This window comes from Pseudomonas sp. 91RF, from assembly GCF_003576265.1.
Lineage (GTDB): Bacteria > Pseudomonadota > Gammaproteobacteria > Pseudomonadales > Pseudomonadaceae > Aquipseudomonas > Aquipseudomonas kribbensis.
Genome location: NZ_QWFC01000024.1, coordinates 419,434 through 446,397, shown reverse-complemented (window position 1 = coordinate 446,397; position 26,964 = coordinate 419,434). Strand labels below are relative to the sequence as shown.

The following is a 26,964-nucleotide window of genomic DNA, read 5'->3' as shown; positions in this document are numbered from 1 at the left end:
GGCGTTCTCCTGAATCGGACGGATCAACTATGGCTGAAGATCAGGGTTTCGCATCGAACAGCGTCGAGCCGGTCATCGGATCGAACGGTGCCGACCAGTGTTCGTGGGCAATTTTCCACGTCCCGCCAACCAGCCGATAGCAGGCAGTGGCGCGCATCCAGCAGCTCTGGGTTTCGCCCTTGTCATTGGTCCCGCCGCAGTTGGCGACCCAGTGGGCGAAGGCGATGTTGTCGCCTGTCTCGATGGCGATTTCATGGAATTCGAAGATGTGCGGGCCGGGGCACATTTCCATACAGGCGATCCAATGGGCACGGTAGACCTCCTTGCCCTTGAATTGCAGGGCCTTGATCGCATCGAACGAGAGGATGTCGTCGGCGTACAGGGTCATGACCTTTTCCACGTCCTTGGTCATGACGGCCTGACGGTAGGTGTCGATGATGGCTTGAATCTGCGCTTGCGTACTCATGGGTTTTCTCCCTGGTTTTTGTTGTGAAGACACCCTTTGTCGTTCGGCGACTGGCCGGATCGACAGCTGAAACAAAAAAATTCCGAAGAAGACAAAATCGCTAGAATCCGGGACTCATCTTTGTAGGAAAAAGGAAATTCCCGTGTCAGCCCGACTCGTGCCTTACGAAAGCCTGAACGCCACCCAACGCCAACAGGTCGAGGCCATTGAAATCCACGCCGAGCAGATCAAGTTCTCCGGCGACATCCACGGCGCCCTGCACACGCTGCTGTCGAAACCCGGCCCCGGCGTGAAAGGTTTTGCGCTGCTGGCCGAAGACGTACCGGTGGCATTCTTGCTGCTCAAGCGCCCGCCGGTGTTGCCGGAATGGGCCGATGAGCACAGCGCGACCCTGCATGCCTTGCAGGTCGATCACCGCGCCCAGGGCAAGGGTTATGGCAAGGCCTGTCTGCTGGCGTTGCCGGACGTGGCGCGTCAGGCCTGGCCGGAGATCAAAGGGCTGGAACTGTCGGTGGACGCCGACAACGACGCCGCGATTGCGCTGTACGCCAAATATGGCTTCGTCGACAGCGGCGAAGCGTACAAGGGTCGCATCGGTTACGAGCGGCGCATGGGCCTGTTCTTCTAATCGTCGAGGGAGCAACGATGATCGATTCAATCGAAGCACTGGAAGCCATTTACGGACTGCCCCACGAGCGGGCAGTGCGCAAGCAGATCGGCTTTCTCAACGAGGACTATCAGGCGATGGTCCGGGTCTCGCCGCTGGTGATTGTCAGTTCGGTGGGTGCCGACGGCATCGACGGTTCACCACGTGGTGATGCGCCGGGGTTTGTGCGGATCATCGACGAACGCACCCTGGCCCTGCCGGATCGCCCGGGCAACAACCGCATCGATACCTTGCGCAACGTGCTCCACGATCCACGGGTGTCGCTGCTGTTCATCATTCCGGGAATTGGCGAGACGTTGCGGGTCAATGGCACCGCAACTATCAGCGCTGATCCGGAGTTGTTGGATAGCTTTGCGGTGAACGGCAAACCGGCGCGCACGGTGTTGCTGGTGACGGTGGAAGCGGCGTTCTTCCATTGCTCGAAAGCGTTTGTGCGTTCGGATGCGTGGAATCCGCAAACTCATCTACCGCGCTCGGCGCTGCCTACGGCCGGTGCGTTTCACAAGCGGCTGAATGATGGGCAGTTTGATGCCGAGGCCTATGATCGCGAGGCCCCGGCGCGGGTCTGGGACACCCTCTACTGACACACCACAGCTTTTGTGGGAGCTAGCCTGCTAGCGATGGCATTGGATCAGACACCCTCCATGTTGTCTGACCTACCGCTTTCGCCAGCAGGCTGGCTCCCACAAGGTTTGGTGTTGGGTTAGAGAGTGAGGATCATCTCGTGCCACGCCATCCCGCCGTGGTCGGACTCGGACGGTTTGATGTAGGCAAAACCGAATCCGGCATACAGCGGGATGTGCCGTTCCTTGCACATCAGGTGAATCGTCGCCTTGCCCTGGGCGCGCATGCGCTCGATGAATTCGCCCAGCAGGCGCTTGGCCAGGCCCAGGCCTTGATAGTCCGGATGCACCACCACCGACATGATCACCACGTTCGGCCCGGCCGGGTCGTGGCCGATCAGTTCCTTGAACGCCTCGTCGGACATGTGCACCTCGAACGCCGCGCCGGAGTTGATGAAGCCGGCCACCTGCCCGTCCACTTCCGCGACGATGAAACCGTCCGGCCAGGTAGCGATGCGCGTGGCGATCTTCTCGCGGGTCGCGGCTTCGTCGCCCTCATAGGCGAGGGTTTCGATGGCGTAGCAGCGATCCAGGTCGGCGGCGGTGACGTGGCGGATGACGGTGTTCATGGCAGCTCGAAATCAGTGGAAACAGGGCCGCCAAGGATAAAGGAATAAGGTGTCCATATCGATCCGCACGGACGGCGTAAAGCCTGCGTATAAGCGCTTTTCTTCGGATTCGGGACGGTCTATTCCTGACCACTGTCTCTGATCACCCGAAGGGGAACAGTTTATGAGCAGCATGGAAATCGGTTTGTTGATGGTGTTGGGTATCAGCTTTTTCGGCTTCATCACCCTGGGTATCGACCTGTTGCGGGCACGACGGATCAAGGGCAAGTAAGGCTTGATCGGCAGCGCGAAGCGGATTCGCGCTGCCGGTCGTTCATCAGGTTTTCCTTTCCACCGGGACGCAGATTTCCAGCTTGCCGGTATTGGTTTTCGGATTGAAATCGGCGCTGTAGCGTTCCAGCTCCGGGGCATTCAGCCCCTTGTATTCGGAGGCCGGCAGCCAGGTTTTGTAGATGTACTCGATGGTCTGCGGCAGCAGGTCGAGCGAACCCTTGTGCTCGAACACCGCGTACTGGCGCGGGAGGATTTCGATCCACGGATACTTTTCCTGCGGGAAGTCATCCAGCTTCCTGATTTCGACCCCGGCCATGTAATCGAAACCGCCGTTGCCGTCGAAATTGCTGCACACGCCGTAGGTCACTTCGCCCTTCTGCCCCGGAATATTTCCGATGTGCGGGATGAGTTTTTCCCACAGCGCAGGGATGTCCTGGACGGTCTCTTTGGTGAAGCGATCGCGAAAACCTGCAATCAGCAGGAAGTGTCCATGTTCGAAGCGAGGTTCAGCCACTTCGACGCGTTTTTGCTCATCCATGACTCGACTCCTTGGAACGAAAAAAGTGGGTTCGGCTGGGAGTATAGAAGCCAAACCCGATTCGCACATTTACAGCGTATGCAGGGCCTCGGCGGCGCCGGAGCCGACGAATTCGTTATAGCCGGATACGATCACGTAGACCGCGAAATAGCAGAAGATCGCCGCAGATGCCATGTAGGAATAGCGCAGCAGCTTGTCGCCCAGCAGTTTGCCGCCATGGCTCGCGGCGAAGCACAAACCCGCCGACCACAACAGCCCGGCGCACAGGAAACCGCCAAGGAACAGCGCCGAACTGAGCGGGCCGCCGCCACCGGAACGGGCGATCAAAGTGCCGCCCACCGCCGCGAACCAGAGGATGGCGCTCGGCGACGACATGGCGAGAAAGATCCCGCGGAAGAATTCCTTGCGATGGGAGTTCTGGCCGACCTCTGCCGTCGCTGCCAGTTGCGCCTCGTGGTGGATCGCCGAATAGATCATCTTCGCCGCGAAGTAGATCAACAGCGCCGAACCGCCGATCCACAGCACCCAGCGCACGGTTTCGTATTGGAGCAAAACGGTCATTCCGGCCAGCGCCAGAACGGCGTAGATCAGGTCACCGACGCAGGTGCCGAGGCCCAGGGCAAAACCCTGAAAGTAGCCGCGCTGCATGGCCAGGGTGATCATCGCGATGTTGGCCACGCCGATGTCCAGGCACAGCGAAAGGCTCAGCAAGAAGCCACTGGTGAATTCCATTGACCGTTTTCCTTGGGAAAAAATTGTTGTCGTGCACGCTGGACAGTCTGCCACTGCTGCCCTTATCTTCCGCCACAGGTCACCGCAGTGACCAGCGTCGCTCGGACGGTTCCGGGCGCTTACGTTATCCGAGGCAACAATGGCTGAACAAGGTTCGCCGCGCCGCTTTGCGCGCATAGATCGACTCCCCCCTTACGTTTTCAACATCACTGCCGAGCTGAAGATGGCCGCCCGACGTCGTGGCGAAGACATCATCGACTTGAGCATGGGCAACCCCGACGGCGCCACGCCGCCGCACATCGTTGAAAAACTGGTGCAGGTTGCGCAACGCGAAGACACCCACGGTTACTCCACGTCCAAGGGCATTCCGCGCCTGCGCCGGGCGATTTCCAACTGGTACAAGGACCGCTACGAGATCGACATCGACCCGGAAAGCGAAGCCATCGTCACCATCGGTTCCAAGGAAGGCCTGGCGCACCTGATGCTGGCGACCCTGGATCAGGGCGACACCGTGCTGGTGCCGAACCCGAGCTACCCGATTCACATCTACGGTGCCGTGATTGCCGGCGCCCAGGTGCGATCGGTGCCGCTGGTGCCGGGCGTGGACTTCTTCGATGAGCTGGAACGGGCGATTCGCGGCTCGATCCCGAAACCGAAGATGATGATCCTCGGCTTCCCGTCCAACCCGACCGCGCAGTGCGTGGAGCTGGATTTCTTCGAGCGGGTCATCGCCCTCGCCAAACAGTACGACGTGCTGGTGGTGCACGACCTGGCCTACGCCGACATCGTCTACGACGGCTGGAAAGCCCCGTCGATCATGCAGGTGCCGGGCGCCAAGGACATCGCGGTTGAGTTCTTCACCCTGTCCAAGAGCTACAACATGGCGGGCTGGCGCATCGGTTTCATGGTCGGCAACCCGGAGCTGGTCAGCGCCCTGGCGCGGATCAAGAGCTACCACGACTACGGCACTTTCACCCCGCTGCAGGTGGCCGCGATTGCTGCGCTGGAAGGTGATCAACAGTGCGTGCGCGACATCGCCGAGCAATATCGCCAGCGCCGCAACGTGCTGGTCAAAGGCCTGCATGAGCTGGGCTGGATGGTCGAGAACCCGAAAGCCTCGATGTACGTCTGGGCGAAGATTCCCGAAGCCTACGCGCACCTCGGTTCGCTGGAGTTCGCCAAGAAGCTGCTGGCCGAGGCCAGGGTCTGCGTCTCGCCGGGTGTCGGCTTTGGCGAGTACGGCGACGATCACGTGCGCTTCGCGCTGATCGAAAACCAGGACCGGATTCGCCAGGCGGTCCGCGGGATTCGCGGGATGTTCCGGGCGGAAGGCCTGGTGACGAAGTCCTGAAGCCAGGCACATAACACTGTGGGAGCGAGCCTGCTCGCGATTGCGGACTGACATTCAACATCGTGTCATGCCCTTATCGCGAGCAGGCTCGCTCCCACATTTGTTTTGCGGTGTGCCTGCTTAAACGAACAGCGACAGCAACAGGATGAAGCCCAGACCAACCACCGACAGGATGGTTTCCATCGCTGTCCAGGTCTTGAAGGTCTCGGCCACGGTCATGTTGAAGTACTGCTTCACCAGCCAGAAACCGGCGTCGTTGACATGGGACAGGATCAGGGAACCGGCACCGGTGGCCAGCACCAGCAGCTCACGGTTCACACCCGGGATCATCCCCACTACCGGCACCACAATGCCCGCGCCAGTGATGGTCGCCACGGTGGCTGAACCGGTCGCAATGCGGATCACCGCCGCCACCAGCCACGCCAGCAGGATCGGCGAGATCTGCGCGCTGACCGCCATGTGGCCGATCACGTCACCCACACCGCTGGTCACCAGCATCTGCTTGAAGCCGCCACCGGCACCGATGATCAGGATGATCGCGGCGGTGGGCGCCAGGCTCGCATCCAGCCACTTGAGCATCTGTTGAGAACCGATGCCCTGCTTATGGCCGAAGGTGTACAGCGACAGCAGCAGTGCCAGCAGCAGCGCCGAGATCGGGTGACCGATCATGTCCATCCAGGTGCGGAAGAAATGACCGTCCGGCAGCGCCACATCGGCAAAGGTTTTCAGCAGCATCAGGAACACCGGCAGCAGCACGGTGACCAGGGTGATGCCGAAACTTGGCAGCTTGGTCGAATCGGTTTCACGGGCCAGTTGATCGACCAGTTCCTGATTCGGCGTGCCTGGAATGTGCTTGGCGATGAACGTACCGAAGATCGGGCCGGCAATGATGGCGGTCGGCAGCGCGACGATCAGACCGTAGAGAATGGTCTTGCCGATGTCGGCACCGAACACGCCGATGGCCAGCAGCGGGCCCGGGTGCGGCGGCACCAGACCGTGCACGGCGGACAGGCCGGCGAGCAGCGGGATACCGATCTTGATGATCGACACGCCGGTGCGGCGGGCAACGATGAACACCAGCGGAATCAGCAATACAAAGCCGATTTCGAAGAACAGCGGAATGCCCACCAGGAACGCGGCGAACATCATGGCCCACTGGACCTTGTCCTTGCCGAAGGCGCGGATCAGGGTCTGGGCGATCTGATCGGCACCGCCGGATTCGGCCATCATCTTGCCGAGCATGGTGCCCAGCGCGAGGATGATGCCGACGAAACCGAGCACGCCACCGAAGCCGTCCTGGAACGCCTTGATGATGGTGCCGATCGGCATGCCGGACGTCAGGCCGAGGAACGCGGCGGCGATGGTCAGGGCAATGAAGGGGTGAATCTTGAACTTGGTGATCAGGACGATAAGCCCGATCACCGTGACCACTGCATCAAGCAGCAGGTAGGCGTCATGGGACATGCCAAACATTGGGGGTGTCTCCTGGTTTGTTGTTGTTATTAAAGCGGGTTAATCAGAAGTCGAAAGGACAGCGCTGTCTTCACAATCACACTCATACCGCCTGTTTCAGGCCATGGGCCTGCCACCAGACGTGGGCTTGCGACGCGAGTTCTTCAACGCTGTGGATCGAAGCGTTCAGGGCCAGGGTCAACGGCTCGCCGACCGGCGATTCGAGGGTGGCGAACTGGCTTTCGATCAGCGTCGCCGGCATGAAATGGCCCGGGCGATGGGACACGCGGTCGGCAGCGACTTCAGGCGTCAATTCGAGGAACACGAAGCCCAGGCCCGGCAAGGCACTGCGCAGACGTTCGCGGTAAATGTGCTTGAGGGCCGAGCAGGTCAGCACCGGGCGCTCGCCCAGCGCGTCAACACGACGCAGCTCATCGCACAGGCTGTCGAGCCAGCCGGCACGGTCTTCGTCGTTCAAAGGGATCCCCGCGCTCATCTTTTCGATGTTCGCGGCCGGATGGAAAGTATCGCCTTCAATGGCAGTGGCGCCGCTCAATTGGCACAGGGCCTCGCTGACGCACGTCTTGCCGCAACCGGCAACGCCCATGATGACCAGGGCGGTGATGGGATGATTCATGTAACACCTCAGCGCGCAGACAGCGCTACCTTTGCTAGCTATGACTCTAGTGCACAGGCAGAAGTTGCCGACGCCTTCTTGTCGTTTTTTTGGGTTGCAGCAGGTTTTGTCCAAACGCCAAAAAGCGAGGATCAGGCAGGACCTCGCTCACGCATTTGCAGCTGCATAAGGACAGCGCTACCTTAGTGCCTTGATTTTTGTTTGGCAAGCCGCCCGATGACCACCCCTAAAAACGATAAAAACACCCGCACCACCGGCCGTCCCACCCTCAATGAAGTCGCCCGGCTGGCCGGGGTCAGCCCGATTACCGCCTCTCGCGCCCTGCGCGGGGTCAGCACCGTCGCCACCGAACTGGTGGAAAAAGTCCAGAAAGCCGCGCTGGAACTCAACTACGTGGTCAACCCCGCCGCCCGCGCCCTGGCCTCGGCCCAGAGCCATTCGGTGGTGGTTCTGGTGCCTTCGCTGGCCAACCTGTTGTTCATCGACACCCTGGAAGCCATTCATCGGGTGCTCACGCCCAAGGGCTTCGAAGTGCTGATCGGCAACTTCCACTATTCCCGCGATGAAGAAGAAAACCTGTTGCGCAACTACATGGCCTATCAGCCACGCGGCCTGCTGCTGACCGGTTTCGACCGCACCGAAACCTCGCGGCGGATGATCGAGGCCAGCAACATTCCCTGCGTGTACATGATGGAACTGGACAGCGCCGCCGGCGTGAATTGCGTCGGCTTCTCCCAGCTCAGCGCCGGGGAAACCGCCGCCGAACATTTGCTGTCCCGTGGCCGCAAGCGTCTGGCGTACATCGGCGCGCAGCTCGATCAACGCACCCTGCTGCGCGGTGAAGGTTTTCGCAAAGCGTTGCAGAAGGCCGGTCGCTACGACCCGGATCTGGAAGTGCTGACCCCGCGTTCATCCTCCGTGGGCCTGGGCGGCGAGTTGTTCCTGCAACTGCTGGCGGCGCATCCGGACGTCGATGCGATCTTTTTCGGCAACGACGACCTGGCTCAGGGCGCCCTGCTCGAAGCCCTGCGCAACGGGATCAGGATCCCCGAACAAGTAGCGATCCTCGGCTTCAATGACCTGCCGATGTCGGAGCACATGGTGCCGCGCCTGAGCAGCATCAACACCCCGCGCGAGGCCATCGGCCGGCGTGCGGCGGAGCAGATGCTGACGCTGATGGCCGGCAACAGTGTGGCGCGCCCGGTCGAGGACATGGGCTTCGAATTGAAGATCCGCGAAAGCACCTGACTCAACCGCCCAGCAACTCCACAAGAGCCAGCGCGCCCTTCTGCAATGGCTGGCTCTTGAGCCACACCGCGTGCACCGGCAGTACCAGACCGTTTTCGATGTTGCGGAAATTCAGCCGTTTCAATCGTCCGCTATCGAGCCACGGCTGCACCACCGACAGCGGAAAGTTGCCCCAGCCCAGCCCCGCCTCGACCATCTCCAGCGCCGTCTCCAGACTGTCAGTGCGCCAGTGGGACTCAGCCACCAGCGGCCGGGTTTCGCTGATTGGCAAATCGCGACTGCCAACCACGATCTGCCGTACATGCACCAGATCCTCCAGAAACAGATCCTGCCCCTGCAACAGCGGACTGTCCGCCGCCAGCGTGGCGATCATCCGTTCACTGCCGACAAACTGAAAGCGCTCCAGCACGTTCACGCTCAACCCGGCGAACGCCAGGCACACGCTGACCCGGCCACTGTGAAGCATCGCCAGCACGTCATCCTGCGGCGCGGTCAGCACTTCGATGTCGAGCAGCGGATGACGCTCGCTGATCTCCTTGATTGCCGCCAGCAACCGCCGGCGATCGATATCCGCCGCCACGCCGATCGACAACTTGCTCTCCAGCCCCAACGACAACTGCACCGCATGCACCTGCAATTGCTTGAGCTGATCGGCGATCAGTCGCGCATGGGGCACCAGCGAAAGCGCCATGGCCGTGGGTTGCGGTTCGCGGTGACTGCGGTCGAACAAGGGATATCCGAGTTCGGCCTCCAGATTGCCGATGGCCATGCTCACCGCCGACGGGACTTTGCCCAACGCCCTGGCAGCGGCGGAAAACGAGCCGCGCTCGATCACGGCGAGAAACAGCTCGATGCTTTCGCTGTTGAAATTCACGCTCTCTACCTATCAATAAAACTGAAAGCTTCTGACTTTTTCTGTCATCGACATTGAAGCTATCTTTCGTCGCCTTCGCCAGCCCCACTGGCCACCAGTCGCAAGAAAGAGGCAATTCCCCATGCAAGGCGTCAAACGCAAACTGGTCTACGTGTCGCTCTATGAAGTGATCGGCATGACCTTCTCGGCCCTCGGCCTGGCCCTGTTGTCCGGCACTTCGCCCGGCAGCACCGGCCCGCTGGCGGTGATCATCACCACCATCGCCGTAACCTGGAACTTCATCTACACCTCGCTGTTCGAGCGCTGGGAAAGCCGTCAGGTCTCGCGCACCCGCACGGTGAACAGGCGCATCGCCCACGCCGTCGGCTTCCAGCTGACGCTGATCGTGTTCCTGATTCCGCTGATCGCCTGGTGGATGAACATCAGTCTGGTGCAGGCCTTCCTGCTGGATCTGGCGCTGATCGTTTTCATCCCCTGCTACACATTTGCCTTCAACTGGCTGTTCGATAAAGTGTTCGGTTTGCCGGCCTCGGCGTTGCCGGATCCGGCACCCGCAGCATGAATCGCTGATTGGTAAGCGGATATTGCAAGAAATCGGCGGTTTTCCTGCGTAAGCCGCCGATATAAGCAATCCTTGATTTCCGATAGCAGGCTAAGCTTTTCCATCATAAAAAAATGGATCGGCCCATGACTGCAAACGCCCCCGCCGCCGCGCAACGCGACGGCATCGACCCGATACGCGCCGCACAGATTTCCGCCCGCATCGACCGCCTGCCGGCAGTTGCCACGATCTGGCGGCTGGTGGCGTTGCTATCGATTGGTGGTTTCTTCGAACTCTACGACCTGTTCCAGACGGCCTACATCAGCCCCGGCCTGATCCGTGACGGCATCTTCGCCACCGGCAATCAGGGCGTGTTCGGTTTCTCCGATCAGGCCGCGTTCGCCTCGGCAACGTTCCTCGGGTTGTTTCTCGGTGCCAGTCTGCTCAGTCCGTTGGCGGATCGCTTCGGGCGACGGGCGATCTTCACCTTCGCGCTGGTCTGGTACACCGTGGCCACGGTGCTGATGGGCGTGCAGAGTTCGGCGCTGGGGATCATCTGCATGCGTTTTCTGGTGGGCATCGGCCTCGGCATCGAACTGGTGACCATCGACGCCTACCTCTCGGAACTGGTGCCCAAACGCATGCGCAGTTCGGCGTTCGCCTTCGCTTTTTTCGTGCAGTTTCTTTCAGTACCGGCGGTGGCGCTGATGTCCTGGTGGCTGGTGCCACAGGCGCCGTTCGGGGTGTCCGGCTGGCGCTGGGTGGTGTTGGCGAGTGCAGTGTTTGCGCTGTTCATCTGGTGGTTGCGCAAACGTCTGCCGGAGTCGCCGCGCTGGCTGGCCCAGCATGGCCGTTTCGATGAAGCGAACCGGATTCTCGATGGCATCGAGGCACGCTGCGAGAAGGATCATCGTCAACCACTGGACGCACCGGAAGCGGTAGCCGTGGATGTCGAAGGCAAGGGCCGCTTTGCCGATATCTGGCAACCGCCCTACCGTCGTCGGGCCTTGATGCTGATCGTCTTCCACATCTTCCAGGCCATCGGCTTCTTCGGTTTCGGCAACTGGCTGCCGGCGCTGCTGTCTGGTCAGGGCGTCAGTGTCACTCACAGCCTTATGTACGCCTTCATCATCACCCTCGCCTACCCGCTCGGGCCGCTGTTGTTCGTGAAATTCGCCAACCGTTTCGAGAATAAATGGCAGATCGTCGGCTCGGCCCTCGGCGCCATGACCTTCGGCACCTTGTTTGCGTTGCAGACCAGCGCCTTCGGCCTGATCTTCTGCGGGGTGATGATCACCTTCTGCAACGCCTGGCTGAGCTTCAGTTATCACTCCTATCAGAGCGAACTGTTCCCCACCAATATCCGCGCCCGGGCGGTGGGGTTCTGTTACTCGTTCAGTCGCTTGTCGACGGTGTTCAGCAGTCTGTTGATCGGTCTGTTCCTCGACCACTTCGGCACACCTGGCGTGCTGGCGTTCATTGTCGTCAGCATGTTGATCGTGATGCTGACCATCGGCTACTTCGGTCCTCGCACACGTAACCTGGCGCTGGAAAATATCGCCCATCGCTGACGGGCAACGGTCATCTTCTGCCGCCGCACGGCAAAGGATGACCGCTACCAGAGTTCATACAGCCTCAACCTGTTGAATTTATGGGGTTTAGCCTTCAGGCACGGTAATTGCTTTTTTTACCGCCGACAGCAATTACCACAAGGTCCTCCATCATGTTGGTCAGCTCGAAACAATCGGATCTGATTCATCTGCCCAAGCGCATCACCGATGACGCAACCGCCACGGCAGCGGCCGGTCTGCAAGGCGGGCTTCACAGCGCCATGCTGCAAACCCTGCAAAACCAGGCGCAGGCGCAAACCACCGACGCCACCAATCAGGTGCAAAGCTCGGCCACGCAACTGGCCACCCAGCAGGTCAGCGAAGCCACGCGCATCAGCGACAACGTCGACGAGGCGTTCGCCAAGACGCGTGTAAACCTGCAAGCGACCGATGCCACGTCGACCAAGACCGCCGGCGCTTCCGCCACGGACGAATTCAAGGACTACATGAGCAAGTCGCCGGAACAGCGCCTGCGCGACAGCATCCTGAAGGAAATGGGTCTGACCGAGGACGACATCAAAGCCATGCCGCCAGAGAAACAACTGGCCATCGGCAAAGAGATCGCCGATCGCCTGCAGGACAAGATGAAGCTGGCGCAGTCTGATAAAGAGAACCCTAACGACGTCAAAGACAGCGACAAGATGGCAGACAAGTTTCTGGCATCTCTTTAAGTGTCGGAGTATTGATGAAGGTCCCGCGAGGGGCCTTTTTTTGTCCACCGTTCATCGTTTACCCCGGCCAAAGACTTCCAACCTGTTACTTCTGACAGTAGACAGTGAACTCCATGCATTAAAAGATTGAGTCGAGCGCATCTGGCATAAATGCGCTTCCTCCAATTTCTGCAAGGAAGAAGATCATGAACGGAAAGATGAAAGATAAAGCCCCCAACGCCACCGGACTTTTTGGTTTGTACGCGAATGAGAACGACACGGGTGAAGAACTCGTTCCAGTTAAACGCATGACGCTTTCGCTCGATACGAGTTCTGCATTGATATGGGGAGCCCAAAACAACGCATGGGACTCACAGGGTGTAATAATCAGTATCCACGGTGAGCTGATGCCCAACACTAGCTACCCTTTCAAGAAGGACTCAGCCGTTGCCGACTACATTCCGAAAGTCTGGGCGGGTCGCTCCTGGGATTCTGTCGAAAATAGCGGCCAAGTAAAAATCGACGAAGTGGACCACGTTAAAAAGACTGTAAAAGGCACTTTTGAATTTGCGGCCAGATCCAATGACGGCAGTCAAACTGCACAGGTCAGAGGCAGCTTTAATCTGCGAAACAACTAAGATCGGATACAACAGCCCCCTTTTTTGACTGAGGGGGCTGTTATCCATGCCATATCAGTTCAACTGCAACGTCTCGTTGAACTGACTGATCGCATCCACCACATGCCGCGAGCCCTGCTGAATCTCGCGGATTGCGTCCCCCGCCTCGTTCGCCAGTTCCACCCCGAGCCCGGTGCGGCTCAGGCTCGACTGCATGCTCGACACCGCACTCAGTGACAACTCGTGGTTCTTGCGCACCACATCGACAATCTCCAGCGTCGCCTGACTGGTCCGCGCCGCGAGGCTGCGCACCTCATCCGCCACCACCGCAAAACCACGTCCGTGCTCGCCGGCCCGCGCCGCTTCGATGGCCGCGTTGAGTGCCAGCAGGTTGGTCTGGTCGGCAATCCCGCGAATGGTCTGGACGATGGTGCCGATGATGTCCGACTGCTTGCTCACCGCATCGATGCTCAGCGCCGCTTCGTTGAGGTCGCGGGAAATGTCCTGAATGATCTGCACCGTTTGCTGCACGACCTGTGAGCCTTTTTGCGCGCAGGCGTCGTTTTGTACCGAGGTGCTGTGGGCCGATTCCGCAGCGGTCTGCAAGGTGGTCATCTGATGGGTGATGTCGCTGGCGAACTTCACCACTTTATACAAGCGGCCCTTGGCGTCGAACAACGGGTTGTACGAGGCTTCGAGGTAAACGGTCTGCCCGGACTTGTTTTTGCGCTCGAAGCGGTGCGAGTGATATTCGCCGCGATTGAGCGAAGCCCAGAATGCCTTGTACTGCGCCGACTCGGCTTCGGCACGGTGACAGAACAGGCTGTGGTGATGACCGACGATTTCGTTGAGCGAGTACTGCATGGTCTTGAGGAAGTTGTCGTTGGCGGAGATCACATTGCCTTCCGGGGTGAACTCGATCACCGCCATCGAACGGCTGATGGCGGCAAGCATGCTTTCCTCTTCTTTTTCCTTGTTCACTCGCGCGGTAATGTCCGACGCCACTTTGATCACACTTCGAACCTGTTTGTCCGGGCCGTACACCGGCATGTAACTCGCTTCCAGCCAGATCTCCTGACCCCGCTTGTTCAGGCGCAGGAATGTCCCGCTGAGCGGTTCACCTCGGGCCAGGTCACGCCACAACTTGGCGTATTCCTCACTGCGGTAAAACTCTTCTTCACAAAAGATCCGGTGATGTTTGCCGCGTACTTCCTCGGCGCTGTAGCCCATGGTCTTGCAGAAGTTGTCATTGGCATCCAGCACGATGCCGTCGGGGGTGAATTCGATCATCGCCATCGAACGGCTGATCGCCTCCAGCTTGGCGTTGGCTTCGGTCAGGGCACAGCTGAAGCGTTCGATTTCCTGCAGGTCAGCCTTGTGATGTAGGTTGAACATGTCTCTATCACCTTGAGCGCGGTCTTTTGATTTGATGAAAGTTCAGGTCTTTCAGAATCCACCACTACGTTCCACAGAACAGGCACACGCATTCCTCCACGGGAGGAAGTTGTCAGGTGATAAACGATGATTAATCAAAGAGTCCATGCAGCGACGCTCTAATCAAGACATCCTTCTCTTGATAGCCCGCGAACGGGCCATTCCTAACGTGTAGAAGAACTTCCATTTAAAAAACATGCTCCTTGCCGGTTAAGTGTCGGTGCCTTGGATTGCGCACTCTGGCAGCTTTGTTCTCGGCTAACCGATTACCGTCGAGGCGCTTTGGATGGCGGTCGACATAGTTAGTTACGTGTGAGCATAGACAGCGCAAAGCCTTGCGCAAGGCCACTAGTCGGCCAGTACCACGGGGATTAAGGACAAAAAACGGACAAGAATCGGTTCAGCGGGCGGGATGTTGGTTGCCATTGCGACCGACTCGCAATGGCAACTTTTGAGACGACACAATAATCGGAAAAGAACTACAGACTGCCGCTGACTTTATTCGCCACTTCACCCGGTACCCATGGTTTCCAGACTTGTGGTTGATCGCGCAGAAATGCTTCGGCCACCTGACGTGGCTGCTGGCGCTTCTCGCTCATCCCGGCCAGGGTCTGGTTCAGCAGATCGATCGGCAAGTCGACTTTCTCAAAAAACGTCACCAGTTCCGGGTACTGCGCCTTGAACGGTGCCGACACGCCTATCGCCAGGCTCGCCGGCATCGAACGGGTGCCTTTCGGGTTGGGGTTGTTGGCGTCGGCCAGGGTTTTCCAGGCTTCGGCGTCGAACGGCGGCTCCTCCAGCTTCACCAGTTTGAAGCGACCGAGCAACGGCGTCGGCGACCAGTAGTAGAACAACACCGGTTTGCCGCGCTTGATCGACGACGCCACCTCGGCATCCAGCGCCGCGCCGGAGCCGGTGCGGAAGTTGACGAAGCTGTCGTTCAGCGCATAGGCCTTGAGCTTCTGGCTGTTGACGATCTCCGAGGTCCAACCGGTCGGGCTGTTGAGGAAGCGCCCACGGCTCGGGTCTTCCGGATCTTTGAATACATCCTTGTAGCGCGGCAGGTCGGCCACGGATTTCAGCTCCGGTGCCAGCGGTTTGATTCCGCGCTCGGGGTCGCCCTTGATCACGTACTCCGGCACCCACCAGCCTTCGGTGGCACCCTTCACCGTGTCGCCGAGACCGAATACCTTGCCTTCGGCAGCGGCCTTTACCCACGCGGGACTGCGCCCGGCCCACTCTTCGCCGATCACTTGAATGTCGTTTTTCGCCAGCGCCGCTTCGAGGCTGACGGTGCTGCCCGGCAGCGTGTCGGTCGGGTAGCCGTAGCCTTTTTCGACGATCAGGCGCAGCACTTCGGTGATGAAACTGCCGCTTTCCCAGGTGATGTCACCGAAGTGAATTGGCGCTTTCGTTTCCGCAGCGACAACATGGCCTGCCGTCAGGGTCAGGGCCAGCAGCGAACTGCCGAGCAGGGTTTTGATCGATCTCATGCGGACCTCTTGTTCTGGGAGGAAATCAGGGTTTGGTTGGCGCTGTGGCGGTTGCACAGGGCTTGGGAACGGGTCATGTACATGCTCACCGAACGCTGGGAGATACCCAGCTCGACGGCGATTTGCGGGTAGGTCAGGCCATCGATGCGCGCCAGCAGAAAGGTCGAGCGCACCTTGCCCGGCAGGCGCTGGAGCGTCCGGTCCAGATGTTTGAGGCTTTGCGACAGATCGGCCAGATCTTCGGGAGACGGCGCGTGATCGAGGTCACTCTGTTGCAGTTGATGCAGATGCCGACGCTCCAGATCGCCCCGCCGCCAGCGCTCGTAAAGCAGGCGCTGGGCGATGGTGGTAAGCAAGGCGCGGGGTTCGCGGATGGCGGTCAGGCCTGGTGCTTCGAGCAGTTGCGCGAAGGTTTCGGCGGCGATGTCTTCGGCACTGGCTGCATCGTTCGATTGCCGACGCAGGCGTGTGCACAACCACTGGTAATGGTCGCGAAAGAACGTGTTCACATGATTGCGATGGGATGCGTCGGCGCCGGACATGGGGGCTCCTTGGTCAAGGGTCGCTGAATGTCCGGTCGTCCGGTGGCGCGATCCTAGCAAGGTGCCTTATGCGTTAAAAATACTTAAAAAGAATTTTTATATTCCATTAATGAATTAATCGCAACCGCTAGCGCAAGCGGCCATAACCCAGTTCTTCGGCCTCGCGCTGGTACTCCAGCAGGACTTGGTAATCGCTTTCGCTGGCCGGCAGGACTTCGGCCAGGCCAAGGGTGCGGGCCACATCCGGCAAGTCTTGCAGGCTGCGGTTCATGGCCCGGCGCAGTTGCTCGATCTGCCGGTCCGTCGTGCTGGCAGCGGTGATGAAGGGCAAGGTCGGGCTGAACGCACTGCGCGCCACCACCCGCAACCCACTGACCTCTTCAGCGACGTGTTGCGCCAGGTAGGCAAAGGTCACGCTGTCGATGGCCGCCAGATCGGCAAGGTCTTCGCGCAACCAGCGCAGGCTCTCGCGGTGACCGCCACTGAGGCCGACCGAAGCGAAAAACCGCCCGTCCCGCTGCAATGGCGCCAAGCGCTGGCGCAACACGTTCATGCCGCTGTTGGAGTCCTCGCTGTTGATCACCCCGCGACTGTCGAAGAACTCCGCCAGACTGCGGCGCGGATCATCGGCGCGGGCAAGGATCAGGCTGCAATGATTGCCGGCCGTGGCGTCCGGCAATTCGTAGCGCGGACGGCCGACAATCCTCACCTGGCCACGCAACGCGGTCATCAGCGGATAGCCGCAGGTCTGGGTCAACAACAACTGCGGCGACAGCCAGAGGTCAGGCAGCGACAAGCCTTCGGCCTTGAGTCGCGAGCGGCCCAGGTGATCGAGAACCCGCGCCAGCCACTGCTCGTTTGCCGCGCGGATCGGCTCGGGGGCGATGTACATCAACAGTTCTGCGTAACCTGACGTCATGGTGGCCTCAAATGAATGGATGCTGCGGGCTGTCGATCGGCTTGATGCCGTGCCGGCGCCACAATTGCCCATAACCCTGCACCAGAAATCCGCCGCTGCGTTCGATCCATTGCTCCCGCCGCATGCGGTAGGCCTTGGGCAAGTCGTACCACGCCAGCTTCGGCAAATCGTGGTGCACCAGATGGAAATTCAGGTTCAGGAACAGCCAGCGCCACGGCCATCCGGCTTCGTTGAGCACCGTGCGCTGTTCCGGTTGCGCATGGGGCCGGTGTTCATAGTAGGAGCGGACCATCGCAATCGACAGCGCCGGGATGCTGATCAGCAGCAGGTAATGCCAGACCGGCAATACGCTGTAGCGGGCGATGAACACCAGCATCAGCACAGTCAGGGCACCGTGGGTCAGCCACATCAGCCAGGCCTGGCGTTCGCCGTTTTTCAGGCGTTGCAGTTCTTCATCGGCCAGCGCCAGCAACGCCAGCGGTGCGCCGAGGATGAATCGGCCGAGCACGGTCTTGTTCAGCCAGTGCAGGCTGCGTTCGAACAGCGAACTGCCCCGCCAGCGCTCGGCGCTCAGGTAGCGGCTTTCGGGGTCTAGGTCGGGAATCGTCAGATCTTCGTCGCGATGGTGCTGCAAATGGCTGTCGCGATAGAGGGTGTACGGATACCACACGGCGAACGGCGCGTAGCCGAGGACTTTGTTCACCAGTGTCCAACGCGTCGGATGCCCGTGGAGCAACTCATGCTGCACCGACAGCCACAGCACCAGCAACGGAATCAGCAGCAGCGTGCTCCACCAGAGGCCCAGCCGTTCACTGCCCAGCACAATCGCGAACCAACCGCCGTACACGCCGATCAGAAGCAGCCAGGTCGGCCAGTCGGTACGGGCGGTGAAGCGTTGACGCAGGGTTTCGATCTGTTGGCGATGGGCATCGTCTAAATAGTGGGGCATGGCGTGGCTCGGAACGAAGGTCTGTTCGTTCTGTGCAACACCAGCGGGAAATCTTGCAGATTATTTTTTGCAGAGAAGAAAGGAGCCCGAAAAGCGGGCTCCCGAGGAACGGTATCAATGGCCAAAAATATCGACCTTTTTCGCCCTTTTCTCATGGCGTTTCTCGATGGCGGTCTTGGCCGGTTTCTTCTTCGCAGCTTTCTTCGCATCCATACCTTTGGACATGACGCGTACTCCTCTGAAGGGGATGTGGGATCAGGTATACACCTATCCCGGCGAGTCCGTTGTTTTATAATCCGCGACTTTTGCACCGGCAGTCCGATTCATGACCGACACCCGTTACAGCCAGCTCGACGACCTGTCCTGGCCTTTGATGAACAAGTTCTACCGCCAGCACCAATCGTCGATGAAAGCGGTGCGCGAGGCGCAATTGTGGGTGGCGCGGCGCGAGGAGATCGTGGCTGCGCTGTGCCTGCGGCCGGTGTTCGGCGGGCATTGGCTGACCGGGTTGTTCGTTGATCCGGCCTGTCGCGAACAAGGCATTGCCGCGCAATTGATTACGGCGGCGGTGAAAGATGTCGAGGCGCCGGTGTGGCTGTTCTGCCACCCGGACCTGCGTGGATTCTACGAGCGGCGTGACTTCACCTACGATCCCGCCCTGCCCCAGGCGATGGCCGAGCGCCTGAGCCGTTATGCGCGGAGCAAGCCGATGATTGCCATGGAGCTGGCGCCGCGCACTGGCTGATCAATCGTCAGCGTTGGGATCGAGATCCGGGAACATCACTTCTGTAAATCCGAACTTGCTGAAATCGGTGATGCGCGACGGGTAGAGCCGCCCGATCAGGTGATCGCACTCGTGCTGCACCACCCGCGCATGGAACCCCGAAGCGACACGCACAATCGGCTGCCCTTTGGGGTCGACACCTTCGTAGCGGATCTGCTGATAACGATCCACCGCGCCACGCAGGCCGGGCACTGACAGGCAACCTTCAAAACCCTCCTCCATCAACGGACTGAGCGGCGTGATCAGCGGATTGATCAGGATCGTCTGCGGCACGGCTTCGGCGTCCGGGTAACGCTCACTGTGCTCGAAGCCGAAGATCACCAGTTGCAGGTCGACGCCGATCTGCGGCGCAGCCAGGCCGACACCGCCGACGCTTTCCATGGTCTGGAACATGTCGTCGATCAGTTGCCACAGCTCCGGGCTGTCGAGCATTTCGGCGGGTACCGGCGGGGCTATGCGCAGCAGGCGCTCGTCGCCCATCTTCAGGATTTCACGGATCATGATCAGGCTTCGTCTGTGTTCGGCTTGAGCGACTGATCGCGCCCCAGGCCGGAAACGTGTTGTTTGGGATGTTCATCGAGTTCGCCGGGGACTTTCTCGCCAGGGTCCTTGCCCTCGCTGGACATGTGTTCGATCACCGCATTCATCTCCGCCCCCAGCAACAGCACCGCGGCGGAAATGTAGAAATACAGCAGCAGCACGATGATCGCACCGATGCTGCCATACATGGCGTTGTAGTTGGCGAACGTCTTGACGTAGAACGCGAACCCCAGGGACGCGACGATCCACACCACCACCGCCAGCACCGAGCCCGGGGTGATGAAACGGAATTCCTGTTTGACGTCGGGCATCACGTAGTAGATCAACGCGACGGCGACCATCATCAGAATCACGATCACCGGCCAGCGGGCGATGGTCCACACCGTGACAATGAAATCTTCCAGCCCGACCTGCGCGGCGATCCAGCCCATCACCTGCGGGCCGAGCACCATCAGCGCTGCGGCCACCAGCAACATGCCGGCGATGCCGACGGTGTAGAAAATCGACAGCGGGAAACGCTTCCAGATCGGCCTGCCCTCGACCACGTCGTAGGCGGCGTTCATCGCGCTCATCATCAGGCGCACGCCGGCGGACGCGGTGTACAGGGCGATGACGATACCCACGGAAAGCAGACCGCCCTTGGATTGCTGCAACTGGTCGATCACCGGGTTGACCTGCTCCAGGGCCTGGGGTGGCAACACCAATTCCGATTGCAGGCGCAGCCAGGAAAAGAAGTCCGGCAGGTGCAGGAAACCGATCAGGGCGATCAGGAACAGAATGAACGGGAACAGCGAGAACAGCATCTGGTAGGCCAGTGCCGAGGCATAGGTCGACATCTCGTCTTCCATGAACTCGGTGACGGTACGCACGATGACCCGGTGCAGGGGCAGGCCTTTCATGTCGGGGAAAATCATTCGCGTCTCCTTTCGCCGCAAAACAGGTTGAAGTCGTGGCGACTCAGGGGCCGTTTTCTCTCATCAAAGTAGCCTACTTGGCGACTCTGAAACACTGTGATCCGTGACTGCATGTGAACGACACACAAAAACGGCCATCCTTGGATGGCCGCTTCGGTGTTTCGTTCAAGGCTGGATCAAGCCTTGTCGACGCCTTTCTTGATCGCATCCTTGGCTTTGCCCACCGCTTGCTGGGCCTCGCCTTTCTTCTCTTGCAGTTTGCCTTCGGCTTGCAGTTTGGTGTTGTCAGTGGCTTTACCGATACCCTGTTTTACGTTGCCGACCGCTTCGTTGGCCATGCCTTTTACTTTATCGCCTGTGCTGCTCATGGTTTTTCTCCTGGGTGCATTGAAGGGGAAAAGTCAGTACGTAATGATTGACTGGCCCGGTTTGCGCCAAGTTTCATTTATTTTCAGGGCTTCATTTCGTCGCGGCATGCAGGTTGCGCTTTATGTTTGCGAGCGTAGCCCCGAGAATGCCCACCATAAGGGCGCCAGGCGCCACAGAACCGATCCCGCAGGAATGTTATGAAACTCGATAAAAAGCAGGCCATCGCCCGTCGCAACCAGGAACTGGGCGGTGCCGTGCTCGGCTCCAACAACTGCCACTTCGCCGAACTGAACCGCAACCGCAACATCTGGTGGTTCGACTTGCCGGTGTCGCGTCTGGCCATCGGTCAGTACGAGTGGATTCACCTGTTGATGCACACCCCGGCCACTGACGAACTGCTGCACCTGAAAGTGCCGACCGTGTTTCTGCGCGAAAAGCTCGAAGGTCTGGTGATCCGCAACGAAGGCAAACGCAAGGCAGCCCTGAGCCTGGAACTGAGCGCCGACAAGGACTCGTACCTGCAGGACATGCGCCCGGCCGGGACCAATGTGAATTTTGCGCCGTTCCGTCAGTAAGCGATTCCTGCTGCAACAAAAAGCCCCGCATCTGCGGGGCTTTTTGGTTTTAGGCGGCGCTCTTGGCCTTGATCTTCTTCAGCTCTTCGTCGCGCAGTTCGCGGCGCAGGATCTTGCCGACGTTGGTGGTCGGCAGCGCATCGCGGAATTCCACCGAACGCGGCACCTTGTAGCCGGTGACGTTGGCGCGCATGTGCTCCATCACCGTTTCCTTGGTCAGCGTGACGCCTGGCTTGGCGACTATGAAGATCTTGATCGCTTCGCCCGACTTCTCGTCCGGAATGCCGATGGCTGCGCACTGCAACACGCCCGGCAGGGTCGCCAGCACGTCTTCCAGTTCGTTCGGGTACACGTTGAAACCGGAGACCAGAATCATGTCTTTCTTGCGATCGACAATGCGCATGTAGCCGTCCGGCTGGATCACCGCGATGTCGCCGGTTTTCAGCCAGCCTTCGCTGTCGAGCATCTCGTCGGTGGCTTCCTGGCGCTGCCAGTAGCCCTTCATCACTTGCGGCCCCTTGACGCACAGCTCGCCGATTTCGCCCAGCGGCTGCTCGACACCGGCGTCGTCGACAACTTTGCACAGGGTCGACGGCACCGGAATGCCGATGGTGCCGATCTGGATATTCTGGATCGGGTTGACCGTGGCCACCGGGCTGGTTTCGGTCATGCCGTAGCCTTCGCAGATCGGGCAACCGGTGACTGCTTTCCAGCGCTCGGCGGCGGCCAGTTGCAGGGCCATGCCGCCGGACAGGGTGACTTTCAGCGCCGAGAAATCCAGCTTGCGGAAACCTTCGTTGTTGCACAGGGCCACGAACAGCGTGTTGAGGCCGACGAAGCCGCTGAACTTCCACTTCGACAGTTCCTTGACCATCGCCGGCAGGTCGCGCGGGTTGCTGATCAGGATGTTGTGGTTGCCGATCAGCATCATCGCCATGCAATGAAAGGTGAACGCATAGATGTGATACAGCGGCAGCGGGGTGATCAGGATCTCGCAACCTTCATTGAGGTTGGAGCCCATCAGCGCCTTGCACTGCAGCATGTTGGCGACGAGGTTGCGATGGGTGAGCATCGCGCCCTTGGCCACGCCGGTGGTGCCGCCGGTGTATTGCAGCACGGCGACGTCGCCGCTGTTCGGGTTGGCTTCGGCAACCGGCTGGCCCTGGCCCTTGCTCAGCACGTCGTTGAACTTGACGGCTTTTGGCAGGTGGTAGGCCGGAACCATTTTCTTCACGTACTTGATGACGCTGTTGATCAGCAGACGCTTGAGCGGCGGCAGCAGGTCGGCAACTTCGGTGACGATGACGTGTTTGACGCCGGTTTTCGGCACCACGGCTTCGGCCAGGTGCGCCATGTTCGCCAGGCACACCAGCGCCTTGGCACCGGAGTCATTGAACTGGTGTTCCATTTCCCGCGCGGTGTACAGCGGGTTGGTATTGACCACGATCAGCCCGGCGCGGATGGCACCGAAGACGGCGACCGGGTACTGCAACACGTTGGGCAGTTGCACGGCGATTCGATCACCGGGCTGCAAATCGGTATGCTGTTGCAGATAAGCGGCAAACGCACCGGACAATTCGTACAGTTCACCGTAGGTGATGGTCTTGCCCAGGTTGCTGAACGCCGGTTTGTCGGCGAAGCGTTGGCAGGATTGCTTCAACACTGCCTGAATATTCGGGTACTCGTCTGGATTGATGTCGGCAGCAATTCCAGCGGGGTACTTATCCTTCCAAAAGTCTTCGATCATGGAAGCCCACTCCTCAGCAACGCGAATTCAGCACCGCATTTGATGCGATTATTATTGGTGTTTGTTTTGTATTGGTGAATCTGGCTTTTTATCAGGCCGAGAAGTCACAAAGCGCGCCGAGAGTAGCAGCTTTGCCAAGGGTCGACCAGAGCCAAAAGTGGCCCGCATGGTCACTTTAATGACTCAAGAACTATTGGCAGTCATTTTAGAGCAAAAATCCTATAACACCCTGAAAGTCCCGGTTTACCGGGCCTTCAAAGCAAAAGATCGCAGCCTGCGGCAACTCCGGAACCGGAAACGTGTTTCCTGGAGGCGTTACCGCAGGCTGCGATCTTTTTACTTCACGCTGGCCTATGCGATATCGCGCAGCTCCCGCCGCAGGATCTTCCCGACAGGCGTCATCGGCAACGACTCACGCAGTACGATGTGTTTCGGCACCTTGTACGCCGTGAAATTCTCTTTGCAGTAGGCCTTCAGCTCTTCCAGGCTGACCCCGGTTTCCCGCGCCACCACAAACAGCTTCACCGCTTCCCCGGAACGCTCGTCCGGCACACCGATCACCGCACAGTTGGCGACTTTCGGGTGGGCCATCACCACGTCTTCGATTTCGTTCGGGTACACGTTGAAACCGGAGACGATGATCATGTCTTTCTTGCGGTCGACGATGCGCACGAAACCGTCCGGGTCGATCACCGCAATGTCGCCGGACTTGAACCAGCCCTCGGCATCCAGCACCTCGGCGGTGGCCTCGGGCTTCTGCCAGTAGCCCTTCATGATCTGCGGGCCCTTGATGCACAGTTCGCCGCGCTCGCCCAAAGGTTGCTCTACACCGTCGTCATTGATGACTTTCAACCGGGTGCCCGGCACCGGCAGGCCGACCGTGCCGATTCGCGACAGCTCGCCGTAAGGGTTGGTGCAGGCCACCGGCGAGGTTTCGGTCAGGCCGTAACCTTCGGTGATGCGGCAACCGGTGATCTGCTCCCAGCGTTCGGCGGTGGCTTTGACCAGCGCGGTGCCGCCGGAGTTGGTGAGTTTGAGCGTGGAGAAATCCAGGGTCTTGAAGTCCGGATGATCCATCAGCGCGACGAACAGGGTGTTGAGCCCCAGCAGTGCCGAGAACTTCCAGTTCTTCAGCTCCTTGATGAAGCCACCGATGTCACGCGGGTTGGTAATCAGCACGTTGTGATTGCCGGACACCATCATGCACATGCAATTCGCGGTGAAGGCATAGATGTGGTACAGCGGCAACGGCGCGATCATCACTTCCTGGCCTTCGCGTAACAACGGCTGACCGTCGCTGCCGAACTGGCCGAGGCAGGCGCGAACCTGCTGCATGTTGGCCACCAGATTGCCGTGGGTGAGCATCGCCCCTTTGGCCAGGCCGGTAGTGCCACCGGTGTATTGCAGCACGGCGATGTCGTCCAGGCCGACCTTCAGCGGTTTGATGCCCAGGCCTCGGCCCATGCGCAACGCGCTCTTGAAGGAAATCGCCTGGGGCAGCGAATACGCCGGGACCATTTTCTTCACTTTGCTGACCACGGTGTTGACCAGCCAGCCCTTGGCGGTGGGCATCAGGTCGCCCATCTTCGCTTCGATCAGGTACTGGATGTCGGTGTCCGGCAGCACTTCCTGGACCTTCTGACCGAACATGTTCAGGTACACCAGCGCCCGGGCACCGGAGTCCTTGAACTGGTGGCGCATCTCCCGCGCGGTGTACAGCGGGTTGGTGTTGACCACGATCAGCCCGGCGCGCAGGGCACCGAACACGGCAATCGGATAATGCAGGACGTTGGGCATCTGCACCGCGATGCGATCCCCCGGCGCCAGATCGGTATGGGCTTGCAGGTAACCGGCGAACGCGGCGCTCTGGCGCTCGAGTTCGGCGTAGGTCAGGGTCACGCCCATGTTACTGAACGCCGGGCGATCAGCGAATTTCTTGCAGGAACGCTCGAACACCTCGATCACCGACTTGAACTCATTCGCGTCGATGTCCAGGGGTACGCCCGCCGGGCGTTTGTCATTCCAGAAATCAGGTTGCATTGTTCTTGTCCTCTTTACCTGAGCCGATCCGGGGCCGCTTCGCTGTCATTTCTTTCTATCCCTGAAAAAGCCGAGAGCAAAAAGCGGGGCTTCACGGACACTAGCAGCTATGGTCATTCAGGCAAATATGGGCGGCGTCCTCATTGATCGTGTGAATCTTCCTGCCGTGGCGTGAGCTGATCGGACGCGCTATACAATGCATTCTCTGCAATCCCCTGCAACAAAAGCATGCCGCAAAAGGAATCGCCATGATCCACGACACTTTCTGGCTGGACGCGAGTGACCGCAGCCGCCTCTTCGTCAACCAGTGGCTGCCAAACGCGCCGCTGAAGGCGGTGATTCTGCTGGCCCACGGCATGGCCGAGCACAGCGCCCGGTATGCACGACTGGCCGAATCGTTCTGCGCCGAAGGCTACGGTGTATATGCACCCGATCAGCGCGGGCATGGCAAAACCGCCGATCATGGGACGCTCGGGCATTTCGCCGACGACGATGGCTGGTGCAAGGTGGTCGGTGATCTGGCGAACCTCAACCAGCACATCGGCCAGCGCCATCCCGGCGTGCCGATCGTGCTGCTCGGGCACAGCATGGGCAGCTACATTGCCCAGGCTTATTTGCTGCATCACAGCGCCAGCCTGCACGGCGCGATTCTCAGCGGCTCGAATTTCCAGCCGGTTGCGCTATACCGCGCGGCCCGGCAGATCGCCCGGTTCGAAAAGCTGCGCCAGGGCGCCAAGGGTCGCAGTGCGCTGATCGAATGGCTGTCGTTCGGCTCGTTCAACAACAAATTCAAACCGGCACGCACCGCGTTCGACTGGCTAAGTCGCGATCCGGCCGAAGTCGACAAGTACGCCACCGATCCGCTTTGCGGCTTTCGCTGCACCAATCAGTTGTGGATCGACCTGCTCGGCGGGTTGCAGCAAATCAGCAAAGCGTCCAATCTCGCCCAGATCGACCCGGGCCTGCCGCTGCTGGTGATTGGCGGCGAATGTGATCCGGTGAGCGAAGGCAAGCGTCTGACTGATCTGGCCGATGCCTTGCGCTCGGCCGGCAGCCAGAACCTGCAACTGAAGATCTACCCGCAGGCGCGGCACGAATTGTTCAACGAGACCAACCGCGACGAAGTGACTGCCGATGTGCTGGCCTGGATCGACCAGGCGCTGAGCCATCCCCGTCCACACCGCAGCGAATAATTTTTTGTGGATTCATTTAATCCTTCACAGGAATCAAGACCGATGACCCAGGTTACCAACATCCCTTACGAAGCCCTCGAAGTCGGCCAGACCGCCAGCTACAGCAAGACCGTCGAGGAGCGCGACATTCAGCTGTTCGCCGCGATGTCCGGCGACCACAACCCGGTGCACCTGGACGCCGAGTTCGCCGCCGCCAGCATGTTCAAGGAACGCATCGCCCACGGCATGTTCAGCGGTGCGCTGATCAGTGCGGCGGTAGCGTGTGAACTGCCCGGGCCGGGCACCATTTACATCGGTCAGCAGATGAGCTTCCAGAAGCCGGTGAAGATCGGCGACACACTGACCGTGCGCCTGGAAATCCTCGAGAAACTGCCGAAATTCCGCGTACGCATTGCCACTCGCGTATTCAACCAGCGCGATGAGCTGGTGGTGGACGGTGAAGCCGAGATCCTGGCGCCGCGCAAACAGCAGACCGTTACCCTGCCGACCTTGCCGGCCATCAGCATCGGCTGATTGTCCTGCAAAAAAACAAAGTGGGAGCGAGCCTGCTCGCGATAGGGCCAGATCAGTCAACATCACTGTTGAATGTCAGTCCGTAATCGCGAGCAGGCTCGCTC

The 26,964-nt window shown here is 59.8% G+C and carries 28 protein-coding genes and 2 pseudogenes; 12 read left to right on the top strand and 18 right to left on the bottom strand.

Annotation, left to right across the window (positions count from 1 at the left end; all coding sequences use genetic code 11):
• Positions 1-40: 40 nt before the first annotated feature.
• Positions 41-466 carry a nuclear transport factor 2 family protein gene (locus DXT77_RS13245; RefSeq protein WP_119427904.1) on the bottom strand — a complete coding sequence of 142 codons (426 nt, stop codon included), beginning with the start codon at positions 464-466 and terminating at the stop codon, positions 41-43.
• Positions 467-608: 142 nt separating this feature from the next.
• Here DXT77_RS13245 and DXT77_RS13240 point away from each other — a divergent pair, with 142 nt between their 5' ends.
• Positions 609-1,094: an N-acetyltransferase gene (locus tag DXT77_RS13240; RefSeq protein ID WP_119427903.1), complete on the top strand. Its 486-nt coding sequence runs from the start codon at positions 609-611 to the stop codon at positions 1,092-1,094.
• Positions 1,095-1,111: 17 nt separating this feature from the next.
• On the top strand, positions 1,112-1,717 hold the full coding sequence (locus DXT77_RS13235) for a pyridoxamine 5'-phosphate oxidase family protein (RefSeq protein WP_119427902.1): 606 nt from the start codon (positions 1,112-1,114) through the stop codon (positions 1,715-1,717).
• Between the two features lie 119 nt (positions 1,718-1,836).
• Here DXT77_RS13235 and DXT77_RS13230 read toward each other — a convergent pair whose 3' ends face one another.
• The 3 genes from DXT77_RS13230 to DXT77_RS13220 all read right to left on the bottom strand — a co-directional run bounded on the left by DXT77_RS13230 (position 1,837) and on the right by DXT77_RS13220 (position 3,868).
• On the bottom strand, positions 1,837-2,325 hold the full coding sequence (locus DXT77_RS13230) for a GNAT family N-acetyltransferase (protein ID WP_119427901.1): 489 nt from the start codon (positions 2,323-2,325) through the stop codon (positions 1,837-1,839).
• 316 nt (positions 2,326-2,641) lie between these two features.
• The gene (locus DXT77_RS13225) at positions 2,642-3,136 is read right to left on the bottom strand and encodes a GyrI-like domain-containing protein (protein WP_119427900.1); all 495 of its coding nucleotides are present in this window, start codon (positions 3,134-3,136) and stop codon (positions 2,642-2,644) included.
• A 69-nt stretch (positions 3,137-3,205) separates the two neighbouring features.
• The gene (locus tag DXT77_RS13220) at positions 3,206-3,868 is read right to left on the bottom strand and encodes a LysE family translocator (protein ID WP_039766147.1); all 663 of its coding nucleotides are present in this window, start codon (positions 3,866-3,868) and stop codon (positions 3,206-3,208) included.
• Positions 3,869-4,007: 139 nt separating this feature from the next.
• Here DXT77_RS13220 and alaC point away from each other — a divergent pair, with 139 nt between their 5' ends.
• Positions 4,008-5,219 (top strand): alanine transaminase, encoded by a 1,212-nt coding sequence (gene alaC, locus DXT77_RS13215; RefSeq protein ID WP_119427899.1) that lies wholly within the window; start codon positions 4,008-4,010, stop codon positions 5,217-5,219.
• Between the two features lie 120 nt (positions 5,220-5,339).
• On the opposite strand, the gene DXT77_RS13210 is transcribed toward alaC, so the two are convergent.
• Positions 5,340-6,692: a GntP family permease gene (locus DXT77_RS13210; RefSeq protein WP_119427898.1), complete on the bottom strand. Its 1,353-nt coding sequence runs from the start codon at positions 6,690-6,692 to the stop codon at positions 5,340-5,342.
• 82 nt (positions 6,693-6,774) lie between these two features.
• Positions 6,775-7,308 carry a gluconokinase gene (locus tag DXT77_RS13205; RefSeq protein WP_085730316.1) on the bottom strand — a complete coding sequence of 178 codons (534 nt, stop codon included), beginning with the start codon at positions 7,306-7,308 and terminating at the stop codon, positions 6,775-6,777.
• 216 nt (positions 7,309-7,524) lie between these two features.
• Between DXT77_RS13205 and DXT77_RS13200 the strand changes: the two genes are divergently transcribed.
• Positions 7,525-8,556, top strand: a complete 1,032-nt coding sequence (locus DXT77_RS13200; protein WP_065259320.1) for a LacI family DNA-binding transcriptional regulator — start codon at positions 7,525-7,527, stop codon at positions 8,554-8,556.
• A gap of 1 nt (position 8,557) precedes the next feature.
• On the opposite strand, the gene DXT77_RS13195 is transcribed toward DXT77_RS13200, so the two are convergent.
• Positions 8,558-9,430: a LysR family transcriptional regulator gene (locus tag DXT77_RS13195; RefSeq protein WP_119427897.1), complete on the bottom strand. Its 873-nt coding sequence runs from the start codon at positions 9,428-9,430 to the stop codon at positions 8,558-8,560.
• Positions 9,431-9,551: 121 nt separating this feature from the next.
• On the opposite strand from DXT77_RS13195, the gene DXT77_RS13190 reads away from it, so the two are divergent.
• The 4 genes from DXT77_RS13190 to DXT77_RS13175 all read left to right on the top strand — a co-directional run bounded on the left by DXT77_RS13190 (position 9,552) and on the right by DXT77_RS13175 (position 12,869).
• Positions 9,552-9,992, top strand: coding sequence for a PACE efflux transporter (locus tag DXT77_RS13190; RefSeq protein WP_119427896.1), 441 nt, complete (start codon positions 9,552-9,554; stop codon positions 9,990-9,992).
• 125 nt (positions 9,993-10,117) lie between these two features.
• Positions 10,118-11,542 (top strand): MFS transporter, encoded by a 1,425-nt coding sequence (locus DXT77_RS13185; RefSeq protein ID WP_119427895.1) that lies wholly within the window; start codon positions 10,118-10,120, stop codon positions 11,540-11,542.
• Between the two features lie 152 nt (positions 11,543-11,694).
• A complete protein-coding gene (locus DXT77_RS13180; protein ID WP_119427894.1) occupies positions 11,695-12,252 on the top strand; it encodes a hypothetical protein in 558 nt (185 codons plus the stop codon).
• A 185-nt stretch (positions 12,253-12,437) separates the two neighbouring features.
• Positions 12,438-12,869 (top strand): DUF6252 family protein, encoded by a 432-nt coding sequence (locus DXT77_RS13175; RefSeq protein WP_119427893.1) that lies wholly within the window; start codon positions 12,438-12,440, stop codon positions 12,867-12,869.
• 54 nt (positions 12,870-12,923) lie between these two features.
• Here DXT77_RS13175 and DXT77_RS30390 read toward each other — a convergent pair.
• From DXT77_RS30390 to DXT77_RS13145, 6 genes and pseudogenes are all read right to left on the bottom strand, one after another.
• Positions 12,924-13,352, bottom strand: a pseudogene (locus tag DXT77_RS30390) (methyl-accepting chemotaxis protein); the annotation flags it as partial.
• A 120-nt stretch (positions 13,353-13,472) separates the two neighbouring features.
• A pseudogene (locus DXT77_RS30385) lies at positions 13,473-14,243 on the bottom strand (PAS domain-containing protein); the annotation flags it as partial.
• Between the two features lie 518 nt (positions 14,244-14,761).
• On the bottom strand, positions 14,762-15,775 hold the full coding sequence (locus DXT77_RS13160; protein ID WP_085709672.1) for an ABC transporter substrate-binding protein: 1,014 nt from the start codon (positions 15,773-15,775) through the stop codon (positions 14,762-14,764).
• Positions 15,772-16,317, bottom strand: a complete 546-nt coding sequence (locus DXT77_RS13155) for a sigma-70 family RNA polymerase sigma factor (RefSeq protein WP_119427892.1) — start codon at positions 16,315-16,317, stop codon at positions 15,772-15,774. Before DXT77_RS13155 ends, DXT77_RS13160 begins: the two co-directional genes overlap by 4 nt.
• A gap of 127 nt (positions 16,318-16,444) precedes the next feature.
• Complete coding sequence (locus DXT77_RS13150; RefSeq protein ID WP_119427891.1) at positions 16,445-17,236, bottom strand: phosphate/phosphite/phosphonate ABC transporter substrate-binding protein; 792 nt, start codon at positions 17,234-17,236, stop codon at positions 16,445-16,447.
• Between the two features lie 7 nt (positions 17,237-17,243).
• On the bottom strand, positions 17,244-18,185 hold the full coding sequence (locus DXT77_RS13145) for a fatty acid desaturase (protein WP_119427890.1): 942 nt from the start codon (positions 18,183-18,185) through the stop codon (positions 17,244-17,246).
• 325 nt (positions 18,186-18,510) lie between these two features.
• On the opposite strand from DXT77_RS13145, the gene DXT77_RS13140 reads away from it, so the two are divergent.
• The gene (locus DXT77_RS13140; protein ID WP_119427889.1) at positions 18,511-18,930 is read left to right on the top strand and encodes a GNAT family N-acetyltransferase; all 420 of its coding nucleotides are present in this window, start codon (positions 18,511-18,513) and stop codon (positions 18,928-18,930) included.
• Here the strand turns inward: DXT77_RS13140 and def are convergent, their stop codons facing one another.
• The 3 genes from def to DXT77_RS13125 form a co-directional block, all read right to left on the bottom strand.
• Positions 18,931-19,470, bottom strand: a complete 540-nt coding sequence (gene def, locus DXT77_RS13135) for a peptide deformylase (RefSeq protein ID WP_114885021.1) — start codon at positions 19,468-19,470, stop codon at positions 18,931-18,933.
• Between the two features lie 2 nt (positions 19,471-19,472).
• A complete protein-coding gene (locus DXT77_RS13130) occupies positions 19,473-20,423 on the bottom strand; it encodes a YihY/virulence factor BrkB family protein (protein WP_119427888.1) in 951 nt (316 codons plus the stop codon).
• A gap of 176 nt (positions 20,424-20,599) precedes the next feature.
• Positions 20,600-20,791, bottom strand: coding sequence for a CsbD family protein (locus DXT77_RS13125; protein WP_114885023.1), 192 nt, complete (start codon positions 20,789-20,791; stop codon positions 20,600-20,602).
• Positions 20,792-20,989: 198 nt separating this feature from the next.
• Here DXT77_RS13125 and DXT77_RS13120 point away from each other — a divergent pair, with 198 nt between their 5' ends.
• On the top strand, positions 20,990-21,367 hold the full coding sequence (locus DXT77_RS13120) for a hypothetical protein (RefSeq protein WP_119427887.1): 378 nt from the start codon (positions 20,990-20,992) through the stop codon (positions 21,365-21,367).
• 49 nt (positions 21,368-21,416) lie between these two features.
• On the opposite strand, the gene fadD1 is transcribed toward DXT77_RS13120, so the two are convergent.
• A complete protein-coding gene (gene fadD1 / locus DXT77_RS13115) occupies positions 21,417-23,114 on the bottom strand; it encodes a long-chain-fatty-acid--CoA ligase FadD1 (protein ID WP_085709665.1) in 1,698 nt (565 codons plus the stop codon).
• 351 nt (positions 23,115-23,465) lie between these two features.
• Positions 23,466-25,154 (bottom strand): long-chain-fatty-acid--CoA ligase FadD2, encoded by a 1,689-nt coding sequence (gene fadD2, locus DXT77_RS13110; protein WP_119427886.1) that lies wholly within the window; start codon positions 25,152-25,154, stop codon positions 23,466-23,468.
• A gap of 248 nt (positions 25,155-25,402) precedes the next feature.
• On the opposite strand from fadD2, the gene DXT77_RS13105 reads away from it, so the two are divergent.
• Both DXT77_RS13105 and DXT77_RS13100 read left to right on the top strand, forming a co-directional pair.
• Complete coding sequence (locus tag DXT77_RS13105) at positions 25,403-26,347, top strand: alpha/beta hydrolase (RefSeq protein WP_119427885.1); 945 nt, start codon at positions 25,403-25,405, stop codon at positions 26,345-26,347.
• 42 nt (positions 26,348-26,389) lie between these two features.
• Entirely contained in the window at positions 26,390-26,860 is a 471-nt protein-coding gene (locus DXT77_RS13100) for a MaoC family dehydratase (protein ID WP_003227420.1), read from the top strand.
• Positions 26,861-26,964 lie beyond the last annotated feature (104 nt).

Coding starts and splice junctions, on each gene's coding strand:
- fadD2 (WP_119427886.1), bottom strand. CDS start 25,154: ATGCAACCTGATTTCTGGAATGACAAACGCCCGGCGGGCGTACCCCTG.
- DXT77_RS13130 (WP_119427888.1), bottom strand. CDS start 20,423: ATGATTTTCCCCGACATGAAAGGCCTGCCCCTGCACCGGGTCATCGTG.
- DXT77_RS13120 (WP_119427887.1), top strand. CDS start 20,990: ATGAAACTCGATAAAAAGCAGGCCATCGCCCGTCGCAACCAGGAACTG.
- DXT77_RS13180 (WP_119427894.1), top strand. CDS start 11,695: ATGTTGGTCAGCTCGAAACAATCGGATCTGATTCATCTGCCCAAGCGC.
- DXT77_RS13145 (WP_119427890.1), bottom strand. CDS start 18,185: ATGCCCCACTATTTAGACGATGCCCATCGCCAACAGATCGAAACCCTG.
- DXT77_RS13140 (WP_119427889.1), top strand. CDS start 18,511: ATGACCGACACCCGTTACAGCCAGCTCGACGACCTGTCCTGGCCTTTG.
- DXT77_RS13200 (WP_065259320.1), top strand. CDS start 7,525: ATGACCACCCCTAAAAACGATAAAAACACCCGCACCACCGGCCGTCCC.
- DXT77_RS13205 (WP_085730316.1), bottom strand. CDS start 7,308: ATGAATCATCCCATCACCGCCCTGGTCATCATGGGCGTTGCCGGTTGC.
- DXT77_RS13155 (WP_119427892.1), bottom strand. CDS start 16,317: ATGTCCGGCGCCGACGCATCCCATCGCAATCATGTGAACACGTTCTTT.
- DXT77_RS13245 (WP_119427904.1), bottom strand. CDS start 466: ATGAGTACGCAAGCGCAGATTCAAGCCATCATCGACACCTACCGTCAG.
- DXT77_RS13225 (WP_119427900.1), bottom strand. CDS start 3,136: ATGGATGAGCAAAAACGCGTCGAAGTGGCTGAACCTCGCTTCGAACAT.
- DXT77_RS13175 (WP_119427893.1), top strand. CDS start 12,438: ATGAACGGAAAGATGAAAGATAAAGCCCCCAACGCCACCGGACTTTTT.
- DXT77_RS13105 (WP_119427885.1), top strand. CDS start 25,403: ATGATCCACGACACTTTCTGGCTGGACGCGAGTGACCGCAGCCGCCTC.
- DXT77_RS13160 (WP_085709672.1), bottom strand. CDS start 15,775: ATGAGATCGATCAAAACCCTGCTCGGCAGTTCGCTGCTGGCCCTGACC.
- DXT77_RS13100 (WP_003227420.1), top strand. CDS start 26,390: ATGACCCAGGTTACCAACATCCCTTACGAAGCCCTCGAAGTCGGCCAG.
- DXT77_RS13220 (WP_039766147.1), bottom strand. CDS start 3,868: ATGGAATTCACCAGTGGCTTCTTGCTGAGCCTTTCGCTGTGCCTGGAC.
- DXT77_RS13235 (WP_119427902.1), top strand. CDS start 1,112: ATGATCGATTCAATCGAAGCACTGGAAGCCATTTACGGACTGCCCCAC.
- DXT77_RS13210 (WP_119427898.1), bottom strand. CDS start 6,692: ATGTTTGGCATGTCCCATGACGCCTACCTGCTGCTTGATGCAGTGGTC.
- DXT77_RS13190 (WP_119427896.1), top strand. CDS start 9,552: ATGCAAGGCGTCAAACGCAAACTGGTCTACGTGTCGCTCTATGAAGTG.
- DXT77_RS13125 (WP_114885023.1), bottom strand. CDS start 20,791: ATGAGCAGCACAGGCGATAAAGTAAAAGGCATGGCCAACGAAGCGGTC.
- DXT77_RS13230 (WP_119427901.1), bottom strand. CDS start 2,325: ATGAACACCGTCATCCGCCACGTCACCGCCGCCGACCTGGATCGCTGC.
- def (WP_114885021.1), bottom strand. CDS start 19,470: ATGATCCGTGAAATCCTGAAGATGGGCGACGAGCGCCTGCTGCGCATA.
- DXT77_RS13150 (WP_119427891.1), bottom strand. CDS start 17,236: ATGACGTCAGGTTACGCAGAACTGTTGATGTACATCGCCCCCGAGCCG.
- alaC (WP_119427899.1), top strand. CDS start 4,008: ATGGCTGAACAAGGTTCGCCGCGCCGCTTTGCGCGCATAGATCGACTC.
- fadD1 (WP_085709665.1), bottom strand. CDS start 23,114: ATGATCGAAGACTTTTGGAAGGATAAGTACCCCGCTGGAATTGCTGCC.
- DXT77_RS13185 (WP_119427895.1), top strand. CDS start 10,118: ATGACTGCAAACGCCCCCGCCGCCGCGCAACGCGACGGCATCGACCCG.